This is a genomic window from Chitinimonas sp., from assembly GCF_036568685.1.
Lineage (GTDB): Bacteria > Pseudomonadota > Gammaproteobacteria > Burkholderiales > Chitinimonadaceae > Chitinimonas.
Genome location: NZ_DATCSC010000136.1, coordinates 17,827 through 41,586, shown reverse-complemented (window position 1 = coordinate 41,586; position 23,760 = coordinate 17,827). Strand labels below are relative to the sequence as shown.

Annotated in this window: 23 protein-coding genes; 5 read left to right on the top strand and 18 right to left on the bottom strand. The window is 64.1% G+C overall.

From position 1 onward, the window contains the following. Positions 1 to 12: 12 nt before the first annotated feature. Positions 13 to 1,113, top strand: coding sequence for an anhydro-N-acetylmuramic acid kinase (locus VIM95_RS19890; RefSeq protein ID WP_331989210.1), 1,101 nt, complete (start codon positions 13 to 15; stop codon positions 1,111 to 1,113). A 12-nt stretch (positions 1,114 to 1,125) separates the two neighbouring features. On the opposite strand, the gene VIM95_RS19885 is transcribed toward VIM95_RS19890, so the two are convergent. The 17 genes from VIM95_RS19885 to VIM95_RS19805 all read right to left on the bottom strand — a co-directional run bounded on the left by VIM95_RS19885 (position 1,126) and on the right by VIM95_RS19805 (position 18,608). Next, entirely contained in the window at positions 1,126 to 2,838 is a 1,713-nt protein-coding gene (locus VIM95_RS19885; RefSeq protein WP_331989208.1) for a SulP family inorganic anion transporter, read from the bottom strand. Next, positions 2,835 to 3,245: a DUF6691 family protein gene (locus VIM95_RS19880; protein WP_331989206.1), complete on the bottom strand. Its 411-nt coding sequence runs from the start codon at positions 3,243 to 3,245 to the stop codon at positions 2,835 to 2,837. Before VIM95_RS19880 ends, VIM95_RS19885 begins: the two co-directional genes overlap by 4 nt. Beyond that, positions 3,242 to 3,685 carry a YeeE/YedE family protein gene (locus tag VIM95_RS19875; RefSeq protein ID WP_331989204.1) on the bottom strand — a complete coding sequence of 148 codons (444 nt, stop codon included), beginning with the start codon at positions 3,683 to 3,685 and terminating at the stop codon, positions 3,242 to 3,244. Before VIM95_RS19875 ends, VIM95_RS19880 begins: the two co-directional genes overlap by 4 nt. Continuing rightward, positions 3,675 to 4,019, bottom strand: coding sequence for a metalloregulator ArsR/SmtB family transcription factor (locus tag VIM95_RS19870; protein ID WP_331989202.1), 345 nt, complete (start codon positions 4,017 to 4,019; stop codon positions 3,675 to 3,677). The genes VIM95_RS19875 and VIM95_RS19870 overlap by 11 nt, the downstream gene beginning before the upstream one ends. Positions 4,020 to 4,178: 159 nt before the next feature. Then, complete coding sequence (locus tag VIM95_RS19865) at positions 4,179 to 4,502, bottom strand: hypothetical protein (protein WP_331989200.1); 324 nt, start codon at positions 4,500 to 4,502, stop codon at positions 4,179 to 4,181. A 54-nt stretch (positions 4,503 to 4,556) separates the two neighbouring features. After that, entirely contained in the window at positions 4,557 to 5,123 is a 567-nt protein-coding gene (locus tag VIM95_RS19860) for an NAD(P)H-dependent oxidoreductase (RefSeq protein ID WP_331989198.1), read from the bottom strand. 44 nt (positions 5,124 to 5,167) lie between these two features. Next, on the bottom strand, positions 5,168 to 5,554 hold the full coding sequence (locus VIM95_RS19855) for an OsmC family protein (RefSeq protein WP_331989196.1): 387 nt from the start codon (positions 5,552 to 5,554) through the stop codon (positions 5,168 to 5,170). 31 nt (positions 5,555 to 5,585) lie between these two features. Continuing rightward, a complete protein-coding gene (locus VIM95_RS19850) occupies positions 5,586 to 6,284 on the bottom strand; it encodes a pirin family protein (protein ID WP_331989194.1) in 699 nt (232 codons plus the stop codon). 156 nt (positions 6,285 to 6,440) lie between these two features. Then, entirely contained in the window at positions 6,441 to 7,457 is a 1,017-nt protein-coding gene (locus VIM95_RS19845) for a LacI family DNA-binding transcriptional regulator (RefSeq protein ID WP_331989192.1), read from the bottom strand. Between the two features lie 117 nt (positions 7,458 to 7,574). Next, the gene (locus tag VIM95_RS19840; protein WP_331989190.1) at positions 7,575 to 8,066 is read right to left on the bottom strand and encodes a phosphatidylglycerophosphatase A; all 492 of its coding nucleotides are present in this window, start codon (positions 8,064 to 8,066) and stop codon (positions 7,575 to 7,577) included. Positions 8,067 to 8,078: 12 nt separating this feature from the next. Further along, positions 8,079 to 9,038, bottom strand: coding sequence for a thiamine-phosphate kinase (thiL, locus tag VIM95_RS19835; protein ID WP_331989188.1), 960 nt, complete (start codon positions 9,036 to 9,038; stop codon positions 8,079 to 8,081). A gap of 51 nt (positions 9,039 to 9,089) precedes the next feature. Then, complete coding sequence (gene nusB, locus VIM95_RS19830; protein WP_331989186.1) at positions 9,090 to 9,575, bottom strand: transcription antitermination factor NusB; 486 nt, start codon at positions 9,573 to 9,575, stop codon at positions 9,090 to 9,092. 116 nt (positions 9,576 to 9,691) lie between these two features. After that, complete coding sequence (gene ribH / locus VIM95_RS19825) at positions 9,692 to 10,177, bottom strand: 6,7-dimethyl-8-ribityllumazine synthase (RefSeq protein WP_331989184.1); 486 nt, start codon at positions 10,175 to 10,177, stop codon at positions 9,692 to 9,694. A gap of 70 nt (positions 10,178 to 10,247) precedes the next feature. Further along, the gene (ribBA, locus tag VIM95_RS19820) at positions 10,248 to 11,342 is read right to left on the bottom strand and encodes a bifunctional 3,4-dihydroxy-2-butanone-4-phosphate synthase/GTP cyclohydrolase II (protein ID WP_331989182.1); all 1,095 of its coding nucleotides are present in this window, start codon (positions 11,340 to 11,342) and stop codon (positions 10,248 to 10,250) included. A 97-nt stretch (positions 11,343 to 11,439) separates the two neighbouring features. After that, positions 11,440 to 12,876, bottom strand: a complete 1,437-nt coding sequence (locus tag VIM95_RS19815; RefSeq protein WP_331989180.1) for a 3'-5' exonuclease family protein — start codon at positions 12,874 to 12,876, stop codon at positions 11,440 to 11,442. Positions 12,877 to 12,950: 74 nt separating this feature from the next. Continuing rightward, positions 12,951 to 16,853 (bottom strand): translocation/assembly module TamB domain-containing protein, encoded by a 3,903-nt coding sequence (locus VIM95_RS19810; RefSeq protein ID WP_331989178.1) that lies wholly within the window; start codon positions 16,851 to 16,853, stop codon positions 12,951 to 12,953. A 3-nt stretch (positions 16,854 to 16,856) separates the two neighbouring features. Then, positions 16,857 to 18,608 carry an autotransporter assembly complex family protein gene (locus tag VIM95_RS19805; protein WP_331989176.1) on the bottom strand — a complete coding sequence of 584 codons (1,752 nt, stop codon included), beginning with the start codon at positions 18,606 to 18,608 and terminating at the stop codon, positions 16,857 to 16,859. Positions 18,609 to 18,854: 246 nt separating this feature from the next. Between VIM95_RS19805 and VIM95_RS19800 the strand changes: the two genes are divergently transcribed. From VIM95_RS19800 to VIM95_RS19785, 4 genes are all read left to right on the top strand, one after another. Next, on the top strand, positions 18,855 to 19,559 hold the full coding sequence (locus VIM95_RS19800; RefSeq protein WP_331989174.1) for a putative metalloprotease CJM1_0395 family protein: 705 nt from the start codon (positions 18,855 to 18,857) through the stop codon (positions 19,557 to 19,559). A 174-nt stretch (positions 19,560 to 19,733) separates the two neighbouring features. Continuing rightward, entirely contained in the window at positions 19,734 to 20,924 is a 1,191-nt protein-coding gene (locus tag VIM95_RS19795) for an aminotransferase class V-fold PLP-dependent enzyme (protein ID WP_331989172.1), read from the top strand. 21 nt (positions 20,925 to 20,945) lie between these two features. Continuing rightward, complete coding sequence (locus tag VIM95_RS19790; RefSeq protein WP_331989170.1) at positions 20,946 to 22,238, top strand: MFS transporter; 1,293 nt, start codon at positions 20,946 to 20,948, stop codon at positions 22,236 to 22,238. Further along, positions 22,189 to 23,085: a DMT family transporter gene (locus tag VIM95_RS19785; protein ID WP_331989168.1), complete on the top strand. Its 897-nt coding sequence runs from the start codon at positions 22,189 to 22,191 to the stop codon at positions 23,083 to 23,085. The genes VIM95_RS19790 and VIM95_RS19785 overlap by 50 nt, the downstream gene beginning before the upstream one ends. Before the next feature lie 2 nt (positions 23,086 to 23,087). Here the strand turns inward: VIM95_RS19785 and VIM95_RS19780 are convergent, their stop codons facing one another. Beyond that, on the bottom strand, positions 23,088 to 23,702 hold the full coding sequence (locus tag VIM95_RS19780; RefSeq protein ID WP_331989166.1) for a TetR/AcrR family transcriptional regulator: 615 nt from the start codon (positions 23,700 to 23,702) through the stop codon (positions 23,088 to 23,090). Positions 23,703 to 23,760 lie beyond the last annotated feature (58 nt).

Genomic DNA, 23,760 nt, shown 5'->3' with positions numbered 1-23,760 from the left:
ATCTGCATCCGCATGCCCTCCTCCTGCCTCTATGTCGGACTGATGTCCGGTACCAGCCTAGACGGCATCGACGCCGCACTGGTCGATTTCTCGGCCGACCGACCGCGCCTGCTGGCGCAGGTACTGCTTCCCTTTCCCACCGATTTGCGCGCAGACCTGCTAAGCCTGCAGGCGCCCGGCGAGAACGAGCTCGATCGCATGGCGCTGGCCGGCAACGCCTTGGCGGACCTGTATACCGCTTCGGTCGCCAAGGTGCTGGCTGACGCGCGTGTTGCGCCAAGCGAGGTCGCGGCGGTAGGCATGCATGGCCAGACCATACGCCACCGGCCCGAGCGCGGTTATACCTCGCAGATCGGCAATGCGGCGCGGCTGGCGGAGCAGTGTGGCGTTACGGTGGTCAGTGACTTCCGCAGCCGTGATATCGCCGCCGGCGGCCAGGGCGCGCCGCTGGTGCCGGCGTTCCATCAAGGCTTGTTCGGTGGGGCCGTGCACCGGGTGATCGTCAATATCGGCGGCATAGGCAATGTGACCGACCTTCCTCCGCAGGGGCCGGTACGCGGCTGGGACACCGGCCCTGGCAATGTATTGCTGGATGGCTGGATAGCCCGCCACCAGGGCCGGGCTTTTGATGCCGACGGTAGCTGGGCGGCCAGCGGGCAGGTCGTGCCCGGGTTGCTGGCCCTGCTGCTGGCCGAGCCTTATGGGGCCTTGCCGCCACCCAAGAGCACCGGGCGCGACCTGTTCCACCTGGCTTGGCTGGACGGCCACCTTGCCAAGCTGGGGCCGCTCCATGCAGCCGATGTACAGGCCACCTTGCTGGCCCATACCGCCGAGACCATAGCTCGTGAGATCGAGCGTGAGGCAACATCTGCCCAGGAGATCTACGTCTGCGGTGGCGGCGCGCGCAATGGCGCCTTGATGACCGGCCTGGCAAAGCGCCTGGGGCCGCGCAAGCTGGCCAGTACCGAAGAATTGGGCCTACATCCTGACTGGGTGGAGGCGGTTGCCTTCGCCTGGCTCGCCAGACAATGCCTGCAGGGCCTGCCCGGCAACCTGCCGGCGGTGACCGGCGCACGCGGTCCACGGATATTGGGCGCAATCTACCCGGCTTGAAATCAATCCAGCTTAGATGACGTAGTCGGCGTACTGCGCGGCCACCAGTGCCTGCATGGCGGCATGGGTGGAAAGATGGATTTCGCCCGACAGTTCATCCAGGAAGCCGCTGCGTTTGAGCTGGTCCATGACCGGCCCCTTCACCACGGCAAGGTGCAAGCGCACCCCCTGCTCGGCGAGGCCGCGGTTCATCTCACGCAGCCCTTGCAAGGCCGAAACATCGATCACATTGACAGCAGACAGCACCAGCAGCAGGTCACGAGTGGCCGGCCGCTCGCGCAGCAAGGCCACCAGCCGGGTGCGGACAAAGCGAATGTTGGCAAAGTAGAGGCTCTCGTCCACCCGTACCGCCAGTACCTGCGGGTTAGTCTCCACCTCATAGCGCAGGATGTTGCGGTAATGCTCGGTGCCCGGAACCCGCCCCAGCACCGCCAGGTGGGGTTGGCTGGTGCGCCAGATAAAGAGGGCCAGGGAGAGCGCAACACCGATCAGGATGGCATCCACCACCCCCAGGAGCAACACGCCAGCCAGGGTGGCCAGATAGACCGCTGCGTCGCGCCGGTCGTAACGCCACGCCAGGCGCAGGATGGACAGATCTATCATTTGCGACACCGCCATGACGATGGTGGCCGCCAGTACCGCCAATGGCAGACTGGCGAAGATGCCGGTCATCCCCACCAGGATCAGCAGCATCCAGCCTGCGGCGATCACGCCGGCCAGCTGGCTGCGGGCGCCGGCCAGCTCATTGGCGGCCGAGCGGCCAAAGCTGGCCGAGACCGGGAAGCCGCCAGTCAAACCGGCTGCGGCATTGGCCGCCCCCAGGGCAAACAGCTCGCGGTCCGGGTTCACGCTCTCTCGTCGCTTGAGTGCGAGTGACTGGGCAATGAAGAAGCTGTCGACAAAGCCGACGAGGCCAATGGCCAATACCGCGGGTAGCAGGCCGCGCATCACCTCAACATCCGCCACAGGCCAGCGCAAGGGCGGCAGGCCGGCAGGCAGCACCCCCACCACCTTGACCTGTAGCTGCAGCGCCGTCACCGCTACGCCACCCAGCGCCACGACCACAATGGGAAAGGCCTTGGCCAGCAGATCGGCCCGCTGCTCGGCCAAGCCCAGCCGGCGCAGCAATGGCTTGCTCCAGCGCTTGCCGGCATAGAGCAGCAGCAAGGCCGCAGCCGACAGCGCCAAGGCCTCCACATTGAGCTTGGGCAAGGCAGCAAGCAGGGCCTCAGCGATCTGCCAGGCCGTACTGCCATGGGCTGAAACCCCAAAGAGCTGCGGCACCTGGCTCAGCACGATCAATACCGCCGAGCCGCTGACAAAGCCACCAACCACCGACTGCGACAGGAAGTTGGCAACAAAACCAAAGCGCAGCCCAGCCAACACCAGGCGCAGTACGCCGGAAAGCAGCGCGACCATGGCGGCGATGGCCGCGTAGTCAGCCGGCTTGACCACGCTCAAACCAGCCAACGCAGTTGCAGTCATCAAGGAAGGTAGCGCCGCCGGCCCGACCGACAAGGTGGCGCTGGAGCCGAACAGGGCATAGACCAGCACCGGCACGATGCTGGCGTAAAGGCCAGCCTGCGGTGGCAAGCCGGCCAGCAATGCGTAGGCCAAGCCCTGCGGAATGAGTAGTACCAGCAGGGTCAGGCTGGCCACCAGATCATGGGGCAGATCTGCACCCCGGTAGTGCCGCAACCAGTCTGGCAGCAAGCGGGCCATCATGGTTTGCGCCTTGCCAGCAGTTCAAACAGCGCCATACCCAGCAACATGGCCGCCACAAAGGGAACGAAGCCAAACACGCCGGCACCCAGGCCCAGCAAGGCCGGCCCCGGGCAGATGCCGGCCAGCCCCCAGCCCACGCCGAACAGCAGGCTGCCCAACACCAGGCGACGGTCCAGCTGGCGCGCTTGCGGCCACTGGAAAACCTGGCCCGAGAGGCTGAGCCGGCGTCGACGAGCCAGCATGAAAGCCGGCAAGGCCACGGCGATGGCACCGGCCATGACCAAGGCAAGGCTCGGGTCCCAGCTACCGGCCAGGTCAAGAAAGCCCTGCACCTTGGCAGGGTTGGCCATGCCGGCCAGCAACAGGCCGATACCGAACAGCAGGCCCAACAAGGCGGCGATGGTCATGCGGCGCGCTCCAGAACATGACGAACCAGATAGACCGTCGCAAAGCCTGCTGCCATAAAGCAGAGCGTAGCCAACAAGGAGCGCGGAGAAAGCCTAGCCAAACCGCAGACGCCGTGACCGCTGGTACAGCCGCCAGCGTAGCGGGTACCGACACCGACCAAGAGACCCGCCAGCAGCAGGACAGGCATGCTGGCCTTCACCTCGATGGCAGGCAGTGGTGCAATCAGCCGCCACAGCATGGGCGCGGCGATCAGCCCGGCGACAAAGGCAAAGCGCCAGTTGCGCTCCTTGGCCGGCAGGGGCTGCAACAAACCACCGACGATGCCGGAAACGCCGAGGATACGGCCAGGCAAGAGGAACAGGGCTGCGGCCGCAAGGCCGATCAGGGCGCCCCCAGCCAAGGACAGCCAGGGGGTGAAGTGGATCAGGTCAATCTGCATGGGGTCTTTCTGGCAGGCAGTACAGCTCGTACAGCAGGGCCAATACGCGCTCTGCATGGCCGCTGGCCAACTGATAGTAGATGAATTTGCCCTCGCGCCGCGTGGACACGAGCCGCTCTTGGCGCAGTACGCCGAGTTGCTGACTGAGGGTGGGTTGATGGATGCCGGTGGCCGCCTCCAGCTCGGATACGGCCTTCTCGCCCTCGACCAACTGGCAAAGCAGCAGCAACCTGTCTTCATTGGACAGGGCTTTGAGCAGGCCCGCGGCAGCGGCACTGGCCGCACGGAGAGAGTTCAGTTGTTGTTCGTTCATGGCAGAGGGCGAGGCATGCATCTGCCTCCGATAATCACTATATCAAATAATATTATATTAACAAGTATATTGACAATTGAACCCCTGCCCGCCCTCAGCAAAGCGGGCGTGAGCCGGGAGACCGGCAACAAAAAAGCCATCCCGAGGGATGGCCTTTGATGGCACAGAAAGCCAAGGGCACTACCAGCGATACCAGCCGTACCAGAAACGCGGCCGACGATCCCAGTCGTTCAGGCGCTCTTCGCGCCGGACGTCATCAAGCTGCGTCTGCTGCATATAGTCCAACACCGGCTCAGGCAAACCCTCCTTATTCAGGCGCACGATATCGCTGGCGGTCAGCCGGTAGGTCGACCGACTCTCGCGCATCATCGCAATCAAGGCGTCGGGCTTGACACCCTCCTTGCTGAGCTTGACGGCCTCATCGACCGAAACCGGTGGCGGCAAGGTGGCACACGCCCCCAACAAGAGGAACAAAGGCAGCACAAGTAGGTAAAGACGGCGCATGACGAACTCCAGGGAACTAGTCACTCAGACCCATTCCAGCACAAGAAGTGCCCGCTAGCGCTGCGCTAGCGAGCCAGCAACTGTGACAAGCTGGGCCGCGAGGGCATCAAGCTGGACCTGAGTATGATCATTGCTCAAGCGGCCGTCGGCTGCAAATGCTTCATTGGCCCGACCCAATGCCAGGGTACGCGGCAGCGTGAGCACACCCAGTGTGTGCAGGATGTCGCGCAAATGGTTCAAGCCACGCATCCCGCCCAGCGCACCCGGCGAGGCCGCCGTCAACAGCGCAACCTTGCCCTGCAACGCCTGCCCGCCGTTGACCCGGGAGAGCCAATCCAGGGTGTTCTTGGTGAGCGCGGAGATGGAGGCATTGTTCTCGGGCGAGGCGATGGCCAAGCCATCATGCTCGATCAATAGACTGGAAAGCCGGCGTGCCGCCTCCGGCACGCCATGGTCGCTCTCCCAATCACCCTGGTAAAGCGGCATGTCGTAATCCGCCAGTTCGATCAGGGTGGCACTGCCACCGGCAGCCTGTATGGATGCCGCAACGACTGCAGCCAGTTGCCGGTTCAGAGAAGCCCGCCGCGTACTGCCGGCAAAGACCAATATGCGCGCTGCCATGCCACCTCCTGATCGATCGTTATCCACCCTTGATATCCGCAAACTCACTCAGTCCGCGTAGCGATCTCAAACCGCCCGGACAGGGCCTTGTGGATAGGACACTTGTTGGCGATCTCGAGCAGCCGCTTGCGCTCGGCCTCATCCAGCCGGCCGACCAGCGTCACCTTGCGGTCGATGCGATAGACCCCGCCTTCTTCCACATGGTTGATCGCAACCTGCACGTCGTCGAGCGCCATGCCCTTGCGTTCAGCATACATGCGAACCGTAATCGAGGTGCAGGCCGCAAGCGCCGCATCCAATAGCTGGTGCGGATCGGGCGCGGTACCGGCGCCGCCGGCGGGTTGATCAGCATCCGCCAACCAGCGCGCATCTCCGGCAGTCAATTCGGTCAGAAAACGCCCTTGCGGCGACTTGCGGGCTTCTACGGTCATGCTCTGCTCCTCAATAAATCGATTAAAACGGTCAGGCGAGATCAAACACCAAAACTTCCGCGCCATCACCCCCCGTTAGTGTCACGGCGGTCTCACCCTCCAGCATGGCAGCATCGCCAGCCTTCAGTTGCTCGCCATTGACCGTAAGGCTGCCACGAGCCAGGTGAACATAGGCACGGCGGCCCTGGGCCAAGGTCAAGGTGGCGGTCTCGTCGCCGTCAAAGAGGCCGGCATAGAGGCGCGCATCCTGGTGCAGCAGTACCGAACCCTCGGCCGCATCGGGGCTGCCGATCAGGCGCAGACGGCCACGCTTTTCGGCCGGTGCGAAGTGCTTTTCCTCGTAGCTTGGGGCGATGCCGGTCACATTGGGGATGACCCAGATCTGCAGGAAATGGACATTCTCCTCTTGCGAGCCGTTGAACTCCGAGTGCATCACCCCACGCCCGGCACTCATGCGCTGCACATCACCCGGGCGGATGGTGGAGCCGTTGCCGATGCTGTCCTTGTGTGCCAAGCCCCCCGACAGCACATAGCTGATGATCTCCATATCGCGATGGCCGTGGGTACCAAAGCCAGCACCGGCGGCAACGCGGTCTTCGTTGATCACGCGCAGCGGACCAAAACCCATATGGGCCGGATCGTAGTAGTCGGCAAAGGAGAAGCTATGGAAGGACTTGAGCCAACCGTGGTCGGCATAACCGCGTTCATGTCCGGGGCGCAGGGTAAGCATGGAAAACTCCTTTTCAAGTAATTTGAATAGACGCTTTGCATGCTATAGCTCGTGATCCCTGGCTGATAGCGGAATGATCTGAGCAGATCAGACGAATTTTTTGAATAAACCAAAAACCGCGCCGTAGCGACCCCTTCGCCGCTTCCCATGCGGCGGTCAGCGCGGCTTTACCGATTCCCTCTCCACCAGCTCCAACAAGAGCTGGCGCGGTTCGGCTGGCAGTCCGGCCAACATCTGCAGCACGGACTCGGCAGCCTGCCTGCCTACCTCGTAGACCGGCTGGCGGACAGTGGTCAATGGTGGCGTGGTATAGCTGGAGTAGTGTAGATCATCAAAACCGATGATGGAGACCTCGTCCGGCACCGCGATGCCGCGCCGATACAGCGCCAAGCGGGCCCCGTAGGCGGTCTGATCGTTGGCGCAAAGCAAGGCACTGAACTGCTGCTGGCGGGCCAGCAGGGTCTCGACCCCGTCGAGCCCGCCCGATTCAAGAAAGTTACCCTGGGCCACCATGGCCGGCTCATAGGCTATACCAGCCGCTTCGAGCACCGCGCGATAGCCCTTGAGCCGAGCCTGGGCATCGTCATGATCGGGCGGTCCGGCGATAAAAGCGATGCGCCGGTGTCCGCGGGCCAACAGGTATTCGACCGCAAGACGCGCTCCCGCCTCCTGGTCCAGCGCAATATTGCAGGCGTGGGCAGCTACAACGGGACGGCCCGTGACCACGATAGGCAAACGCTGCGCAAACTCGTCGATCTGCGCGTCACTCAGACAACCGGAGAGGATGATGATGCCATCCATGCGACGGGCGATCAGCAACTCAACCCGTTCCGCCTCCTCATCCGCCTGCCAGTGACCGCTAACGACCAGCGGCGCATAGCCGGTACCGGCCAAGGCCGCCTCCACACCGCGCAAGGCGTTGGCAAAGAAGGGGCTGGCGAGGTCCTGGGTCAGGATGCCTATGGTCATGCCTCGGCCCTTCTTCAAGCCCTGCGCCAAGAGATTGGGCTTGTAGTTGAGCTTGGCAATGGCCGCCTCGACCGCCTTGCGCTTGTCGTCGGAGACCTTGGCCGTGCCATTGAGGATGCGGGATACCGTACTGGGCGAGACACCTGCCGCCCTGGCTACTTCGTGCAGGGTCGAGGTCGAATGGGCAGTTGGGACATGCAGCATGGGGATTCCTGGCGACTCAGGCGGCTTGCAACGCAAGCCAGGCCTTGGCGCAGCTACTTTCCCAGAAGCGCCTGCGGTTTTCAATCCCGACAATATCGACGCTCGCGCGCCAGGCAATCAGTGCAGGTAGGGATTCAGGAAATAGAGGATAGCCGCCGCGGGCAGGGCTGCCAGCACATCATCCAGCATCACGCCCAGGCCGCCTTTTACCTTGGCGTCCACCCAGCGTATTGGCCAGGGCTTGAGGATGTCGAAGATGCGGAACAGCACAAAGGCCGCTGCCCAGCCCAGTACTGTCTGCGGCACCATGGCCAAGAGCGGCAGCATGGCCACGATCTCATCCCAGACGATGGCACCATGATCGCTGACTCCCAGCTCGTCACCCGCCTTGCCACAGATTGGGATACCCCAGAGGAACAGAGGCACGGCAAGACAGGCGATCAGCCACGCCGGGCAGATGAGACTCAGCAGCAGATAGAAAGGAATGGCCGCCAGCGAACCGAAGGTACCTGGCGCCTTGGGCGAAAGACCACTACCAAAGCCCAAGGCCAGGAAGTGGTAGGGATGCTGGAGCAGGAAGCGCAGATCGGGCTGACGGATGGCGGCCATGATTTAGGTGGCTTAGGCGAAGTGGTTGAAGCCGTGTGCCGCCAGCGTGACTGGGCGGCCAGTGCAATCCAGCACCGACACCCCTTCGCCGACCGACATGCGGCCTATGCAAGCGAGCGGCAGGCCCAGTTGGCGGCCCAGCGCAAGCACCTCCGCGTGGCGCTCAGCCGGCACGGTGAAACACAATTCGTAGTCGTCGCCACCCGCCAGCAGGCAGGCGTCAAAGTCCGGCAGCGCACAAGCCTCGTCGCTCAGCGGGGGCTGTGGCAGGTCGCCCAGTTCCAGGGTAGCCGCAAGACCTGAGCGGCGGGCAATATGGCCCAGATCGGCGAGCAGGCCATCCGAGACGTCGATGGCGGCAGTGGCCAAGCCCTGCAGGGCACGCCCCAGTGCCAGCCGGGGCTCAGGTCGATCCAGCCTGGCCTCGCAAAGGCGCAGATCGTCACCTTCCAGCCTTAGCTGGCCATAGCGATGGCGCACCGCCATGGCCGCCGCACCGGTGGGACCCGAGAGCCAGACTTCGTCGCCCGCCTGGGCGCCGCCTCGTCGCAAGGCCCGGTCCGGCGGCACTTCACCGAGGATCTGGATGGAGATAGCCAAGGGACCACTGGTGGTATCGCCGCCAATCAACTCCACGCCCGCGCGATCCGCCAGCAGGTTGAGGCCGCGAGCAAAGCCGGCCAGCCATACCGGGTCGGCACTGGGCAGGGTCAGGCAGAGGGTGTACCAGCGCGGTACCGCCCCCATGGCAGCCATGTCGGAGAGATTGACGGCCAGGCTCTTCCAGCCCAGCGACTCAGGGTCGGCACCGGCAAAGAAGTGACGGCCCTCCACCAGCGTATCGGCCGAGATGGCCAGTTGCTGGCCCGGGGTAGGCGCCACCAAGGCGGCGTCGTCACCGACGCCCAGCACCGTGTTGGCCAGGGGGCGGGTGAAATAGCGCCGGATCAGGTCGAATTCGTCGAGCGGCATGGCTGCGGTCGCGTAGGCAGGCAGATCGGCGGCATGGCCGCCGACCGGCGATCAGCGACGCTTGTTGCGGCTCTCGGCCACTTCGGCGGCGCGCACATCAAGTGCCAGCTTATCCAGCACGCCGTTGACGAAACGGTGACCGTCGGTGCCGCCAAAGGTCTTGGCGATCTCGATCGCCTCGTTGATCACCACGGCATAGGGGGTTTCCGGCTTGTGGATCAGCTCGTAGGCGGCAACCAGCAGCACGGCACGCTCGACCGGGCTGACGTCGATCTCCTCGCGGTCCAGATGCGGCGCCAGCGCGTCCTTGAGCGAGGCAGCCTCGCGCAGGGCGTTGTAGAACAGGTCGCGGAACAGCGCCTCATCGGCGCGCACAAAACTGGTACTGCTATCACGCAGGAAACGCTCGATGCTGGCGACGCCATCCCCCGTCAGCTGCCATTGGTACAGGCCCTGTACGGCAAATTCGCGTGCCCGGCGACGGGACGATTTCTGCGGGGTCTTCTTGGCATCAGGGGACTGCGGGGCTTGGCTCATGGTGTTTCCTGTCAAAGAGCAAGCGCGGCCAGGCCGCGCTAAGGTTGATTCTGCATGTCGGTGGGCGGCAGCCGGCGCGAGATACGCGAGCTGGCGCCACCCAGGACCGACGGTGTTTACATCTTGAAGCGTTCGCGCAGGGTAGCCTGCAGGCGGGCCATCTCGACGGCTACCTTGGCGGCGTCGCTACCCTTCTCCTTCATGCGCACCAGGGCCTGGTCGTCGTTCTCGGTGGTCAGGATGGCATTGGCGACGGGAATGCCGAAGTCCAGGCCAACCTGGGTCACGCCGGAGCCCGACTCGTTGGAGACCAGCTCGAAATGGTACGTCTCACCACGGATAATGGCGCCGAGCGCGATCAGGGCATCGAAACGACCCGACTTGGCCATGGTCTGCAGCACCAGCGGAATCTCCAGCGCACCGGGCACGCTGGTCAGTAGCAGGTCGGCATCCGCCACGCCCAGACGCTTGAGTTCATCGCGGCAGGCGGTCAGGAGGCCGTCGCACACGTCGCTGTTGAAGCGGGCGGTCACGATGCCGATCTTGAGGCCGGCGCCGTCGAAATTGGACTCGATCTCGGGAATGTGTTCAAAGCGCGGCATGCACGGCCTCTACGAGGAGATTATTCAAAAAGGGTCGAAATTCTAAAGACTTACCGCCCGCCGGTCAAAGTCAGGGCGCCAGAAAGCCGGTGACTTCAAGGCCGAAGCCGGTCATGCTGGGCATCTTGCGCTCAGGCGAGAGCAGCTTCATCTTGCCTACGCCCAGTGACTTGAGCATCTGGGCACCCACGCCATAGGTGCGCAGGTCCCACTTGGTCGGGTTGTTGAGCTTGAGCTCGGGCAGCGCACGGGCCAGCAGGTCGTCACCGCTCTCGTCGCGGTGCAACAGCACCAGCACACCGCGGCCCGCCTCGTTGATGGCGGTCAGGCTCTGGTAGATGCCCCAGGAGTGGCGCGACTGGCCCACATCCATCCAGTCCATCACGCTCAAGGGCTCGTGCACCCGCACCAGCACCTCGTCTTCGCAGCGGAAGCTACCCTTGACCAGGGCCAGGTGGGTAGCGGCACTGCCGCGCTCGCGAAACGCCACCAGGCGGAATTCGCCGGCCGGGGTCTGCACCATACGCTCGCCGGCACGCTCCACCAGCGATTCGGTACGGCTGCGGTACTGGATCAGGTCGGCAATGGTGCCGATCTTGAGGCCGTGTTGGGCGGCAAAGGGCAGCAGTTCTGGCAGGCGAGCCATGCTGCCGTCGTCGTTCATGATCTCGCAGATGACGGAGGCCGGCAGGCAGCCGGCCATGCGGGCCAGATCACAACCAGCCTCAGTGTGGCCAGCACGCGCCAGCACCCCACCCTCACGGGCCATCAGGGGAAAGACGTGGCCGGGCTGGACAATGTCGGACGGCTGGGCATCCTGTGCCACGGCGGCTTGCACGGTACGTGCACGGTCGGCCGCCGAGATACCGGTACTGACGCCCTCGGCCGCCTCGATGGAGACGGTGAAATTGGTGCCGTGCGAAGCGCCGTTGCGGGTCACCATCAGGGGCAGCTGCAGTTGCCGGCAGCGCTGTTCGGTCAAGGTCAGGCAGATCAAGCCTCGGGCGTGCTTGGCCATGAAGTTGATGGCTTCGGGCGTCACATGCTCGGCGGCCATGACAATGTCGCCTTCGTTCTCGCGATCCTCGTCATCCATCAGGATGATCATGCGGCCAGCGGCCAGATCGGCAATCAGATCAGGGACGGAGGAAATACTGACGGACATGGCGGACGGACTTTCCGGAACCTGCTGCGGCAAGCTCCCAGACAGGATGGCGGCCGCCTGACGGCATCCACCCCGGGTTGATAGGGACAGGCGCCAATTATAGACCGGGGCGCGCTGCCTCGACGGACAGTATCTTCAGCGCACCGCCACTGCGCAGCTGCTTTTGCAGGATGCGGTAGACATCGGCGTCAAACACCGGTTCTGCTGGTTCGGCCAGCAAGGTCTGCAGATCGGCCTCCGAACTGACCGAACCCAGGTGGCACCAGTGGTCGATCAGATGCAGGTCGGCCGCCACGCTAGCCTCGCCCTGCTCGCGCACCACAATGGGCCCGCCGTAGGGCCAGGGTGCCAATTTGAGCTTGGCGAAGATGGCACAGACGCGCGCCTGGTGGGTGAGCAGCGGTTCCTTGCCCACGCAGGCACCGCGGCACTTGCCGATCTGCATGCCAAAGCAGGGCGTACCCGCACGCCGGCTGGCCCGCTCCAGGCCCAGCGCCATCATGCAGAGCTTGTTGGCCTCGGCGATCTTGCGCAACGTATTGAGGGCCTCTTTGCCACTGCCGTAGAGGCCGTAGAGATTGCGCTGCCGACCAAACGGCAGGTCTCGCGCATAGACCAGTTCCGGCTGGGCCGTGCCGTCGGCATTGGGCTCGTAGCGCCAGGCGCAAAGCTCGGCCTGGCTCTGGGCCTTGCTGTTCTGGCTCGGTTGCAGGCGCTGCAGCAGCTCGGTTTCAAGCAAGGAGGCACCCAGCTCGCCAGCGGTGGAAATCCAATCGAGCCGGCGCACCAGCTGCGCCATGCGCGCTTCCTTGGCGGCTCTTGTGGTACCGGCAAACAGCGCAGTCACACGCCGCTTGAGGTTGTCGCTGCGGCCCACAAAGAGTGGCTGGTCACCCTCGCCATACAGCAGGTAGACGCCATGCCCCTCGGGCATATCGTCCAGTATTTCCGGCTCCAGCCCCGCAGGCATATTGGCCTGCCGGCTGATGCCCTCCAGCGCCTCCTCCAGGGCCTCACGCGTAAGCTCGCCCTTGAGCTTGACCAGGAACTGGTGGATCAGTTGCGCATCGGTCAACGCACGGTGCCGCTCGCCATTGGCCACCAGACCGTTACGGGCTGCCACCGCATCGAGGTTGTGTTTGTATTCGCCGGGGAAGAGCCGTTTAGAGAGCTTGACCGTGCACAGCACGCGGGCTTTGAAGTCCAGGCCCACGCGGCGGAATTCGTTGCGTAGAAAACCGTAGTCAAAGCGGGCGTTATGGGCCACGAACACCCTGCCCTCCAACTGGGCCAGCAAGGCCGGCGCCAGGGCGGCAAAGACCGGTGCATCGGCCACCATCTGATCGGTGATGCCTGTCAGTTGGCTGATAAAGGGCGGGATAGCCGTCTCGGGATTGACCAGGCTGCTCCACTCGCTGGCGTTCTCGCCATCCCAATGCACGATGCCAACCTCGGTGATGCGGTCACGCTGGGCGTTGGCACCGGTGGTTTCAAGGTCGACAAAGACAAAGGGGCGTTCAAGCAAGCTAGTCATGACTAGGGAAGGCAGAAGCGGACCGGCAAGCTTAAACAATGTCGCCGGCCGTGCCCACCCTTGCCCCTACCGGCTCAGTCGAAGACCCAGGAATAGAGCACGTCGGCCGAACTGGTCTCGCCGGCCGTCAGCGCCACCGAGACCCGGCGGGTAAGCTGGTAGGTCAGCTTGACCGCATAGCCCACGCCGTCCAGGCTCTGCTCGTAGCTCACATAGGCGCGGTCCGACAGGCGCTTGCCCAAGCTGACCACCCGGCCGGCCACCGTGCTGGTATTGCCGGTGCTATCGGACTTGTTGTCGGTCTTGTTGTTGCTGTAGGCATCGGAGCGGCCGATGCTGATGTCGTCCAGCCCCAGCCGGCCGGCCATCTGCTGGCGCAGGCTGACCGAATCGCCAGCGGTAAAGAGTGCGTCGGCGGCGGTCAACAGCAGGTCGGCGTCACCGCCACCGGCGGCCGAACCCCGTCCGAGTATCAACCAGGAAAGCTTTTCGGCATCCGGCATGGCAGTGTCGGAGGTCAGCGTCACCGTGGGAGCGAGCGCGGTGCCGACGATCTTGACCCCCACCTCGACCGGCAGGTTCTTGCGCTCGGCCAGGATATCCAGCGCCGGATTGTCGAGCGGCCCCTGGAAGGTCACGATGCCGCGGGTGATGGCCAGGTTCTGGCCGTGCGCTGCGTAGCGTCCCTCCTCCACCTTGAGCACGCCGCTGGCACCCAGCGCCTGGGTGGGACTGGCAGTCAGCCGCACCAGGCCGGACAGGCGCGCATCCACGCCCTGCCCCTTGAAGATGAATTTCTGCCCCAGGTCCAGGTCCAGCCGCAAGGTCAAGAGCAGCGGTTTGGATTTACGTTTCTCTTGCTGCGGCTTGCCCTTGACCACTACATCCTCACCCAGGACCGGCGCATCGCTCTTGGGCAGCTCGATCAGTCCCTCGTCGGCGGTCAACTTGCCGGTCAGGGTCAGGGCCTCTCCTTGCACCCCCAGGCTGGTGGTGCCGGATACCACCAGATTGCGGTCCGGTCTCGTCAGCGCACCAAAGTGCTCGAAGGTGACATCCAGACCGCCTTCGGGGCCGGCATCCCGCAGTGCCATCTTGCCCGCCGCCGTTACGCCACCCTTGCCGCCCTTGAGCGAAAAGGTCGCCAACTGGGCAGTATCGCCATCCAGCGTGGCCTCAAGCTGGCCCTCGTGCCAGTTGATGCCGGTTTCCGGCAGGCGCAAAGCGGCATCCTGCGCCTTGAGATTGCCGAACCAGCGCGGCGCGCCTATCACGCCACCCACGCTCAGCTCAGCCGAGAGTTTGCCCTCGACCTTGGCGGTCGGTCCCAGCAGCGGTCCTACCCAGGCCAGCGAGGGCATCTCCGCCTGCAGCTTGCCCTCCAATGGTGCGCCACGTGCTGGTCGCCAACCGTTCTCGGTACGTTCAAAGCGGGTTGCTACCTTGCCGGCGGCAGAGCCGAAGGAAGCAGACTTGAGATCCAGCGCGATGCTGGCCTGCTCGCCATTCAGATCCAGCTGCGCCCGGGCATTGGCCAGCTTGAGTGGCATGGGCTTGATGGTCGGGTCATCTACCGACAGGGCAAGATCACCCGATTGGCGCTCAATCAAGAGACTGCCCGCCAGGCGCTCGTCACCGCGCAAGTCAAAACGCGCCCCCAGCACCAGATCGGTCGCCACATGCTTGCTCAGATCAGGCAAACGCCCCAGCCATTCAGCCAGCGCCACATCGCGGATCTCGCCCTGCCCGGCAAAACGGCCGGCATGCCATTCGGCCTGCTGTACTTTGATCTTGGCGCCCACCGCGTTGGCATCCAGACCGGAGAGGCTGGCTCCGTCCGAGGTAATGCCCAGTTGCATGGCCGCGTTCAATCGCAAGGGCCAGTGACCACGGTTCTCCAAGCTTTCCACCCTACCCCGCCAGCCTTGCTTGTCCAGGCTACCTGCGGCACGCATGACCAGGTCGAAAGGCTGGTTGGCCAGATTGCCGTTGCCGGTCAGGTCCAAGCTATGGGCCGACTGGGCACCACCGATATTGAGGCGGGCACTCGCCAACTCGGTCTGCGGCGCGGTCAGATTCATGACTTCCAGCTTCAGCGCCACCGGGCTGTTGGCCGGTTTGTCCGGCGCGGCATCAAAGCGCGCATAGAGGTTGGCCCGTCCCAACGCGATCTTGCCAGGTAGCTGCACACCCTCGCCATGCGCCGTGCCATCAAGCGAAGGCCGTCGCAAGCTGCCGGCGATCGTCAGCTGGGCATCCAGGCGGCCTTTGAAGTCCTTGCCGATGTCCGCGAGATCCGGCATCAACGCGTCCACGCGCAACGCATCACCCTGCCGGCCAAAATTTCCTTGCGCGGCCAGCCGGTTGGCACCCAGTTGCAATCCCACCTTGATATTGCGTAGCTGTTCGCCCTGCCAGTCACCCTCCAGCTGCCCACCCAGCGGCTGGCCATTGAGACGGCTGGGTTGGAAAGCCAGCTTACCGCCTAAGGCGAGGGGCGCAACCAAGGTGCCGTTGAGTCCCAGCTCGGCATTCAGGTCACCCGTGGGCAGACGGTGACCAAGCAGTTCAGAAAGTGCCGCCGGATCAAAGTGGGTCAGTTGGCCCTTGAGGGCCCAGCTACGCTTACCGGCCAGGCCCAGTTTGCCGGCAAGCTGCAGATCACCACCGCCCGTTCTCAACTCAATCTGTCTCGCATCCAACAGTCGTTGCTCGCCAGCGCCGAGCAAGGCCAGGTCGAGCTTGGCCGACAGCCGCTTGTCGCTCAACTCGCCCTGCAGGGTGGGCTGCGCCGGGCTACCGCCGAGGGCCAGCTTGCCGTTCAGTACCATGGCAGGGCCGCCAAAGCGGCGGACATCCAGCTTATCGAGGGTCAAATCCAGCGCCAACCGCTGCAGACTGACCTGACCGGCCAGACCGAGCTTGCCACCCGCGGTATCCAGACTGAATTGCCGCACCTGCAGCGCATTGGCATCCAGCAGCAGACCCGCCTCGGCGCGGCTGAGCGGCAGGCGGCCAGCCGGCCAGTCCCCAACCAGGGGATTGTCGATCTTGAGCGTAGCCGCCACGGCTTCGCCCTGCGGCTGGGCCCGCAGCACCAGATCCAAGGCGGTACGTGGCAAGGCAGTAGAAAGCGCACGCAGGTCCATGGCCTCGGTATCGAGATAGCCGGCCTGCAAGATGCCGTAGGGTGAAGGCGAGAAGGGCCTGAGTGCCAGGTCGAAGTCAGCCCTGAAGGGCTTGACTCCCTGCGGGCCACCGGCGCCCTTGCCGGTAAGGCGGAGCGATTCAAGCGTATTGGCAAGTTTGGCATCTACCAACCAGGGGGCACCTTCTGCCTCACCCCGCAGCGCCAATTGTCCTTCTACCTTGTAGGGTCGCTGGCCCCGCAGCGCCAACGTGCCGCTGCCACCAAACCAGGGAGTCTGTACCTGCAGAAGCTCAAGCCGGTGTTGAACGCCATCACTGCTACCCCGCAAACGGGTCGTTCCCAGAATATGGACGCCGTCGACCTTGAGTTCGGCCAGGGTGGCCTCGCGCAAACGCAGGCCCAGCGGCAGGGACAGGCTCTCCGGCACGGTCACCGGCTCATTGCTGGGCTGGCTGTCGACCTCCAGCCTGCCCAAGGTCAGCCGCTCGATATCCACCTCGCCGACCAGCAAAGCGGCCGGCTGCCAGCGCAACTCAGCCCTATCCAGCCGCACCTGGGTCTTGCCGGAAGCGACCTTGAGATCCAGGAGCAGAAGCTGTCGCCAGAGCGTACCCTCAACATGCGCCACGCTGACTGCACCGCCCGATAGCTGTTCCGTCAGCCGGACCAGCAGGCGAGTCCCCCGCTCACTGGCCGACAGGAGCACCAAGGCCGCGACCGTGGCGACCAGCAGAAACAGGATCAGCTCCAGCCACAAAGGCCCCAGACGCCAGCGACGACGCGGCTTGGCTGGCGGGGTGGCGGGCATATTCGCGTTCTCGGTCATGGTCTAGAAACCCACACCCAGCGAGAAGTGCAGACGGGCCTTGTGGTCGGCCGCGCCATAGGCCACATCCAATGCAAACGGACCGACCGGGCTCATATAGCGGGCACCCATGCCGTAGCCCTTGTAAGCCTTGAACGACAGCCAGTCGTTGGCGGCATTGCCGGCGTCGGTGAACACCGCAGCCCGCCAGGGGCCGAACAGGCGATGCTGGTATTCCACACTGCCGGTGAGCAGCAGTCTGCCGCCCTGCACTGCACCGGTTTCGGACTTCACACCCAGGGATTGGTAGCTATAGCCCCGTACCGAACCGGCGCCACCCGCCCGGAACAACCAGTCGCTGGGCACGCTGGCGGTATCGTTGGCCAGTACCTGCCCCGCCTCGCCACGCAGCAGCACCAGGCCCTTGTCACCCAAGGGGTGGTACCAGGCGGCACGGCCCCAGGCACGTACGAAGTTGGTATCGGATAGCAGGGCCTTGGCCGCCCCGCCCAGCTGCCAGCTGAGCAGCAGACCGTGCTGTGGGTCGGTGGGTTTGTCGAGGCCGTTACGGGTCCAGGACTGCGAGAAGATCAACGCCTTGTTGAGCTTTTGCGGTTCACCATCGAGCTGTTCCCAAGCATTGGTATATTGGATAGCCTGGGTGACCTCGATCTTGCCCTTGAGCCGGGTGCGCTGCACCCCCAAGGTCTGGGTGCTCTTTTCGAGGCCGGCCACATCTGAGTGCTCGATCTTGTAACTGCTGCCATAACGATAACCGTCCATATCCTGCGGCAGCTCAACCCCGGCATTGAAGGTCTGCTCGCGGCGCTGCAGGTTGAGGTTGAGCGTGCCTATCCACCCCAGCTGACGCAGATTGCTGTCGCGAAAGGCCAGGCTCGCGCGCGGCCCCTTGTCGGTATCGAAACCGAGGCCCGCATCGGTCTTGTAGCGTGGCGCCTCCACCACCTCCAGCCGGACCGGCACGTTGTCCGGTTGGCCGGGATCGAAAGGCATGTCCACCAGGGCGCTGGCGAAGTATGGGGTACTCTGCAGCGCAGTCTGGAAATCCAACAACTTTTGCTGGCTGTATGGCTCACCCGGGCGGAAGGTCTGCAAGCGGTCCACCAACTGCCGGGGAAATTTGCTCAGCCCATGCACGGCCAGCTCACCAAAGGTAAAGCGTGGGCCAGAGTTGTAGAGTACCGAAAGATCCGCACTGGCCTTGTCCGGGTCGATCTCGGCACGGCTGTCACGAATCTTGGCGGCCGGGAAGCGGTCGATCAGCAGCGCCTGCAAACCGCGCCGCTTGGCCGCATCCCAGTCCGGCTGGGTAAAATCTGCACCAATAGGCAAAGGCCAGACCTCCAGGAGTTCGGCCCAGCGGCTCTGGAAATCCGGCTCCTGGCGGATAGCTCCTTCGATCTGCAGGTCCACATCGTGAATGCTGGCTGCCTCGCCCGGCTCGACCGTAAAGCGCAAACGGTAGCCGCCTCGCTCGGGCTGCATGACCGATTTGATCTTGGGCTTGAAGTAGCCCTGCGGCGCCAGCAGGGTTTCGATCTCCCGCGGGGTCGCCTCGTAAAGCCGGTCCAGCTGCTCTTTGTCGATATAGTCGCTGCCCTGCCAGCGGATCACCCCCAGGTTGTGGCGCAAGAGATCAGCAAGCGGCGAAGGCGCGTCGACCTCAACGTGATAGTCGAGGCCGGCAGCCTGCGCTGGCGCAGTCAGAAACAGCGTCAGCGGCAGCAAGGGGATAAGGCGTTGGGAACGAAGCACGGCAAGGAGTGTAGCGATGCGGCATGAGATCGTCATGGCTGATGTGAGCCATCCGCCGCCGTAGCGTTCCCCACATAGGCCGGTCACCCCCACCATCCCCAGCGCCGGAAACGGCCGGATATCCGCATCAGCACGTGACTTTTTAACGACACTCGGCGTTTCCAGGCCAAGACTTAGGGCGTACCATAACTAAGCGGAAGCTTTTGGGAGCCTAGGTCGTATCCCGTTTGAGCGAAGGTGTGCGCCATGAATGTGTCGGGCACTTCAGGCATCAGCAGCATCTATTACGCGTCCAGCAGTATGCGCCTGCACAGCCCAGGCTGTACTTGCTCGCTCTGCAGTCCTGCCCGGGTCGATACCAGTAATCCCTCAGCCGATATCCAGTCTCAGGAGGGCAAGACCCAGCTCACCCAGATCGGCAAACAGCTGACGCCCGAAGAGGAAGACCAGGTCGAAAAGCTGCGCGCCCGCGACCGCGAGGTAAGGCAGCATGAACAGGCCCACCTTACCGCTGCCGGCGGCCTGACCATCAGCGGCCCCAGCTTCTCTTACCAGCGTGGTCCCGATGGTGTGAACTACGCCATAGGGGGCGAAGTCAATATCGACACCTCGCCCGGCAAAACCCCCCAGGAAACCCTGCGCAAGGCCCAGCAGATTGAGCGGGCGGCCTTGGCGCCCAAAGACCCGAGCGGGCCGGACCGGGCCGTGGCGGCGCGTGCCCGGCAGATGCTGCAGGAAGCGCAGGCGCAAATGGCTGCCGAACAGCATGCCAGTGGTCCCGATGGCGCAGCAGCGACCGGCAAGGACGCCGGTTCCGCTAACGCCGCAGGCACCGTTCCCGACACGGGTACCGATGCAGGTCAGAACCGGGCTGGCAGCCGGGCCCAGCAGGCTTACCAGGCCGGGCAAGGTCAGGGCGCGATCTACAATCTGATCAGCGCCTACGCTTAACGCCATCCACCATGCTGGCGTCGTACCCAGGCCCCTGGCAAGCACCATCTTTTCAAACAGTTAGATTGATACCCGGCGCCGAGCCTGTCGCCGGGCTGCGCTCTCCGCTAGCATGGGGGTTTGGATGCGCCGCCCCAAAAGGGCGACCTTCGCCCGTCTTGCGTGGAGCCCACCATGTCTTTCCTATCTACTCTCGGCAGCAGCACACCGCTTTCCGAAGCCGTGCTGGCCGAACACGTCTGGCCTCTGTTCAGCCAGGTACTGCAGCGCGATACACGTGAGATCTACTTGGCCAACCATTCGCTGGGCCGGCCGCTGGATGCGACCGCAGAGCACCTGGCGAAAGGCAGCCGGCTATGGTTTGAGCAGCTCGATGGCGCCTGGATGCCCTGGTGGAGCGAGATGGAGGACTGGCGGGCCGCCACCGCAGCACTGACCGGCGCGGCCCGCGCCGACTGCATCGTCCCCAAGACCAGTGCCGGACAAGGCCTGCGGGCGGTGCTCAACAGCTATGCCACCGTACCGCGCGTGCTGAGCACCGACGGGGAATTTGACTCCATCGACCATATCCTCAAGCAATACGAACACCGAGGCCGGGCGGTGCTGACTACCGTGCCGAGCCGCGCGGATGGCTGCTACCAAGTGGACGACCTGATCGCAAAACTGGACAGCATCGATCTGGTGGTGGTGTCGCAAGTCTTCTTCAGCACCGGCCAGGTGCTGCAGGAGCTCCCCAAGCTGGTGGAGGCCGCCCACGAAGCCGGAGCGCAGGTACTGATCGACGTCTACCACGGCTATGGCGTGCTGCCGCTGGACCTCGCCACACTCGACGTCGACTTCGCCATTGCCGGCAGCTACAAATACCTGCGTGGCGGCCCCGGTGTGTGCTGGCTCTATGTGGCGCCTGAGATTCTGGCCAGTGGCGCGACCACACTCGACACCGGCTGGTTTGCCAAAAAAGACCCTTTCACCTACCGCCGGCCCATGCCGCCCGAGTTTGCCGCCGGGGGTGACGGCTGGCTGGAGTCGACCTTCAACCCATTGGGCTTCTATCAGGCCCGGGCCGGCCTTGCGTTGGCTGGCGAGTTGGGGGTGGCCCGCCTGCGGGCCTATTCCCTACAGCAAAAGGGCTTCCTGTCCCGGTTACTGAGCGAACGTGGCATCACCCATTTCGGTGCGGACGCCCAATATGGTGCCTTCCTGACCATCCCGCACGCCCAGCCCAAGGCCCTGGCCGAGCAGCTGCAGGAGGCTGGCGTGAACGGCGACGCGCGTTCGGCAGGCCTGAGGCTATGCCCGGACATACTCAACACCGAGGCACAGATGATCACTGCCGCCGATAGCCTGGCCCGTCTCTTGGCCTGACCACGCCCACCGGGACTCTTTATGCTGGAAGCCACTCGACGGCGTGTCGCCGAGCTGGGCACTCCTTTTGAGCTGTTGCTGGTCAGCGAGGTGCTGACCCTGCTCTCGCTGATGGTGGGACATGTCAGCGTGGCATGGTGGATCGCCGGTGCGGGTGGGGCCCATCACCTGGCGATCTACGGCGCCGCCATGTCGGTCACCATGTTCATCTCCATGCCGCTGCTGTCGCCTCTGGGCGACCGGCATGCCAAGCGCAATCTGTTGGGCCTGGGGTTGGTGGTCTTCTTGGTGGAGACCTTGCTGCTGGCCACCATGGCGCAGTTCTTCGGCTACCACCTGCCCAGCGTAATTGCACTGGAAATGGTAGCTGTGATGGCCTTGGCCGTGATCCAGCCGGCCAGCATGACGGTCGCCGCCGAATTGGTGGCAAGCGACCAGTTGGCCGATGCCATGAGCCTGCAGAAGACCGCCCAAGCGCTGGGACGGATGCTGGGCCCAGCCCTGGGCGGCATGGCGCTGGCCGTCGCAGGCGTCAAATCGGCACTCTGGCTGCATACCATTCTGCTTGCCATAGCGGCATGGGCCACCTTCCGTATCCCCGCCGGGCTGAAGCACACACCGAGCGCGCAGCACGGTTGGTGGGCCGAGATGACCGCAGGCCTGCGTGCCAAGTGGATCATCCCGGTCGAGCGTTACTGGACCGGCCTTGCCTTCTTCACCATGGTGTTCTTCGCCCCCGCGGTCGGCATGTTGGTACCGCTGCGCATCCAATCCCTGCAATGGTCTGCCGTCTGGCTAGGCTGGTGCGAGGCATCCTTGGCCGCCGGTATGCTGGTCGGTGCGTTCTGCTTTGCCCGCTTGGCTACCGAGCGGCTGGGGCGTTTCCGCGCAGCGGTCGCCGCCCTGGTCGGCGAGGGGCTGGCGTTAGGCCTGGTTGGCTTGCTCGATGCAAGACTGGGGCTGCCGCTCTGCTTCTTTGTGACTGGCGCCTGCCTCTCCGTCGTGCAACTGGTGGGGCAGACCCACCGCATGTTGGCCGTGCCCGAGGACTTCCGCGCCCGCTTCACTGCCAGCAACCTGATGATCATGTATGTCGCCAACTCGCTGGGGCCCACCTTGAGCGGCATCCTGCTGCTTCAGACCAGCGTGGCCCATGTCTATCTGATCTATGGCGCTGCGCTGTTGCTCTGCGCGCTCTGCTACCCGTTGTTGCCTGGCTATCGGGCGTTCTTGAGCCTGGACCACGATACCGCCAGGAACTGGTATGGCAAACAGTACCCTGCCGCCTTTCTACGCGGCCGGGCTACCTCCTGACACCCTCAACTATCCGCTTATGTCCCCTGCCACGCTCTACGCCCTTGCCGCCATTCTGCTGTGGGCCTCACTCGCCTTGCTCTCGGTACAACTGGTGCAGGTGCCGCCTTTTCTGCTGGTAGGGCTGGCGCTGTGCATAGGCAGCCTGTGCGGCCTGCCACGCTGGCGTGAATGGCGTGTACCGCTACGTACCCTGCTCCTGGGCTGCTATGGCCTGTTTGGCTACCACTTCTGCCTTTTCATGGCGCTGCGTTATGCCCCGCCACTGGAGGCCAATCTCATCAACTATCTATGGCCGCTGCTGATCGTGCTGCTCTCGCCATGGCTCTTGCCCCCCACCAAACTGGCTCCCCGACATTGGCTGGCCGGCCTCTTGGGCATGAGCGGTTGTGTACTGGTGATCCTGGGCAAGGGAGAACTCTCGCTGAGTGGCCAGCATGCGGTAGGCTATGCACTCGCCGTCGTCGCCGCTCTGATGTGGTCCAGCTATTCGCTGCTCACACGCCGGGTACCGCCCTTCTCGACCGGTGCCATCGGTGGCTTTTGTCTGGTTTCGGGCGTGTTGTCGCTACTGGCGCATGCCCTGCTGGAGCCCAGCTATCAGCCTACCGGCTCGCAATGGGCCTGGCTGTTGCTCCTGGGCATCGGCCCCATGGGTGCGGCCTTCTTCCTCTGGGATGCTGCGCTCAAGCGTGGCGATCCACGCGCGATTGGCACCCTGGCCTATTTGACCCCGCTGCTTTCTACCGGCCTCTTGGCGCTGTTCGGCGGCGGCCGCTTTGCCTGGCAGGCCGGACTGGCCCTGTTACTGATTCTGACCGGAGCCTGGCTGGGCCGGAGTCGCTAGCGTTAATCGTTGAGCAGACGGTCCAGTTGCTGGCGCAGCACCTGCAGAATGGCATCCTGGTTGAGCTGCGGGTTGCGCAACGCACGGATGCGCAGGCCATCGAAGGTTGCGATCAGCAGCTCGGCACGGGCGAACAGCTCATCCTCGGGCAGTGCCGGGCGGTCGCCCCGCCCTTTGCGGATCAGCTCGCACAGCCGTGCCAAGGCAGCCCTATCGGCTTCGTGCACCAGGGTAGCAAGCTCGGCGTTGCGGGTGGATTCGACCAGCACTTCCAGCTTGAGCGCCGAGCTGCGGGTATCCAGGCTACGGTTCATACCTTCATCGGCGTGTTCGATCATGGCGTGGAAGGTGTCGGGGGCCGCTTCCAGCGATTCGATATTGGCCATGATCTCGCGCAGCTCACGTTTGACGATGCCGCCGATAATGGCGTCCTTGCTGTCGAAATAGTTGTAGATATGGCCGGCACTCATGCCCGCGGTACGCGAGATATCGGCCATGCTGGCACCATGAAAGCCCTTCAGCCGGAAGCACTCGGCGGCTGCATCGAGCACCTGCGCGCAGCGGCTCGCAGCTCGGCTGGAATCGACGGAAGTGGGTTTGTTGTCAGGGGCTGCCACGGGTACATCCTCAATCGCCGCAGCCGTCCAGCGAGGCTGGAGGCCTCGCTGGCCTTGG

What these genes read in the sequence shown, in the direction of transcription:
- VIM95_RS19890 (WP_331989210.1), top strand. Translation starts at nt 13, where the DNA reads ATGCCCTCCTCCTGCCTCTATGTCGGACTGATGTCCGGTACCAGCCTA.
- VIM95_RS19885 (WP_331989208.1), bottom strand. Translation starts at nt 2,838, where the DNA reads ATGATGGCCCGCTTGCTGCCAGACTGGTTGCGGCACTACCGGGGTGCA.
- VIM95_RS19880 (WP_331989206.1), bottom strand. Translation starts at nt 3,245, where the DNA reads ATGACCATCGCCGCCTTGTTGGGCCTGCTGTTCGGTATCGGCCTGTTG.
- VIM95_RS19875 (WP_331989204.1), bottom strand. Translation starts at nt 3,685, where the DNA reads ATGCAGATTGACCTGATCCACTTCACCCCCTGGCTGTCCTTGGCTGGG.
- VIM95_RS19870 (WP_331989202.1), bottom strand. Translation starts at nt 4,019, where the DNA reads ATGCATGCCTCGCCCTCTGCCATGAACGAACAACAACTGAACTCTCTC.
- VIM95_RS19865 (WP_331989200.1), bottom strand. Translation starts at nt 4,502, where the DNA reads ATGCGCCGTCTTTACCTACTTGTGCTGCCTTTGTTCCTCTTGTTGGGG.
- VIM95_RS19860 (WP_331989198.1), bottom strand. Translation starts at nt 5,123, where the DNA reads ATGGCAGCGCGCATATTGGTCTTTGCCGGCAGTACGCGGCGGGCTTCT.
- VIM95_RS19855 (WP_331989196.1), bottom strand. Translation starts at nt 5,554, where the DNA reads ATGACCGTAGAAGCCCGCAAGTCGCCGCAAGGGCGTTTTCTGACCGAA.
- VIM95_RS19850 (WP_331989194.1), bottom strand. Translation starts at nt 6,284, where the DNA reads ATGCTTACCCTGCGCCCCGGACATGAACGCGGTTATGCCGACCACGGT.
- VIM95_RS19845 (WP_331989192.1), bottom strand. Translation starts at nt 7,457, where the DNA reads ATGCTGCATGTCCCAACTGCCCATTCGACCTCGACCCTGCACGAAGTA.
- VIM95_RS19840 (WP_331989190.1), bottom strand. Translation starts at nt 8,066, where the DNA reads ATGGCCGCCATCCGTCAGCCCGATCTGCGCTTCCTGCTCCAGCATCCC.
- thiL (WP_331989188.1), bottom strand. Translation starts at nt 9,038, where the DNA reads ATGCCGCTCGACGAATTCGACCTGATCCGGCGCTATTTCACCCGCCCC.
- nusB (WP_331989186.1), bottom strand. Translation starts at nt 9,575, where the DNA reads ATGAGCCAAGCCCCGCAGTCCCCTGATGCCAAGAAGACCCCGCAGAAA.
- ribH (WP_331989184.1), bottom strand. Translation starts at nt 10,177, where the DNA reads ATGCCGCGCTTTGAACACATTCCCGAGATCGAGTCCAATTTCGACGGC.
- ribBA (WP_331989182.1), bottom strand. Translation starts at nt 11,342, where the DNA reads ATGTCCGTCAGTATTTCCTCCGTCCCTGATCTGATTGCCGATCTGGCC.
- VIM95_RS19815 (WP_331989180.1), bottom strand. Translation starts at nt 12,876, where the DNA reads ATGACTAGCTTGCTTGAACGCCCCTTTGTCTTTGTCGACCTTGAAACC.
- VIM95_RS19810 (WP_331989178.1), bottom strand. Translation starts at nt 16,853, where the DNA reads ATGACCGAGAACGCGAATATGCCCGCCACCCCGCCAGCCAAGCCGCGT.
- VIM95_RS19800 (WP_331989174.1), top strand. Translation starts at nt 18,855, where the DNA reads ATGAATGTGTCGGGCACTTCAGGCATCAGCAGCATCTATTACGCGTCC.
- VIM95_RS19795 (WP_331989172.1), top strand. Translation starts at nt 19,734, where the DNA reads ATGTCTTTCCTATCTACTCTCGGCAGCAGCACACCGCTTTCCGAAGCC.
- VIM95_RS19790 (WP_331989170.1), top strand. Translation starts at nt 20,946, where the DNA reads ATGCTGGAAGCCACTCGACGGCGTGTCGCCGAGCTGGGCACTCCTTTT.
- VIM95_RS19785 (WP_331989168.1), top strand. Translation starts at nt 22,189, where the DNA reads ATGGCAAACAGTACCCTGCCGCCTTTCTACGCGGCCGGGCTACCTCCT.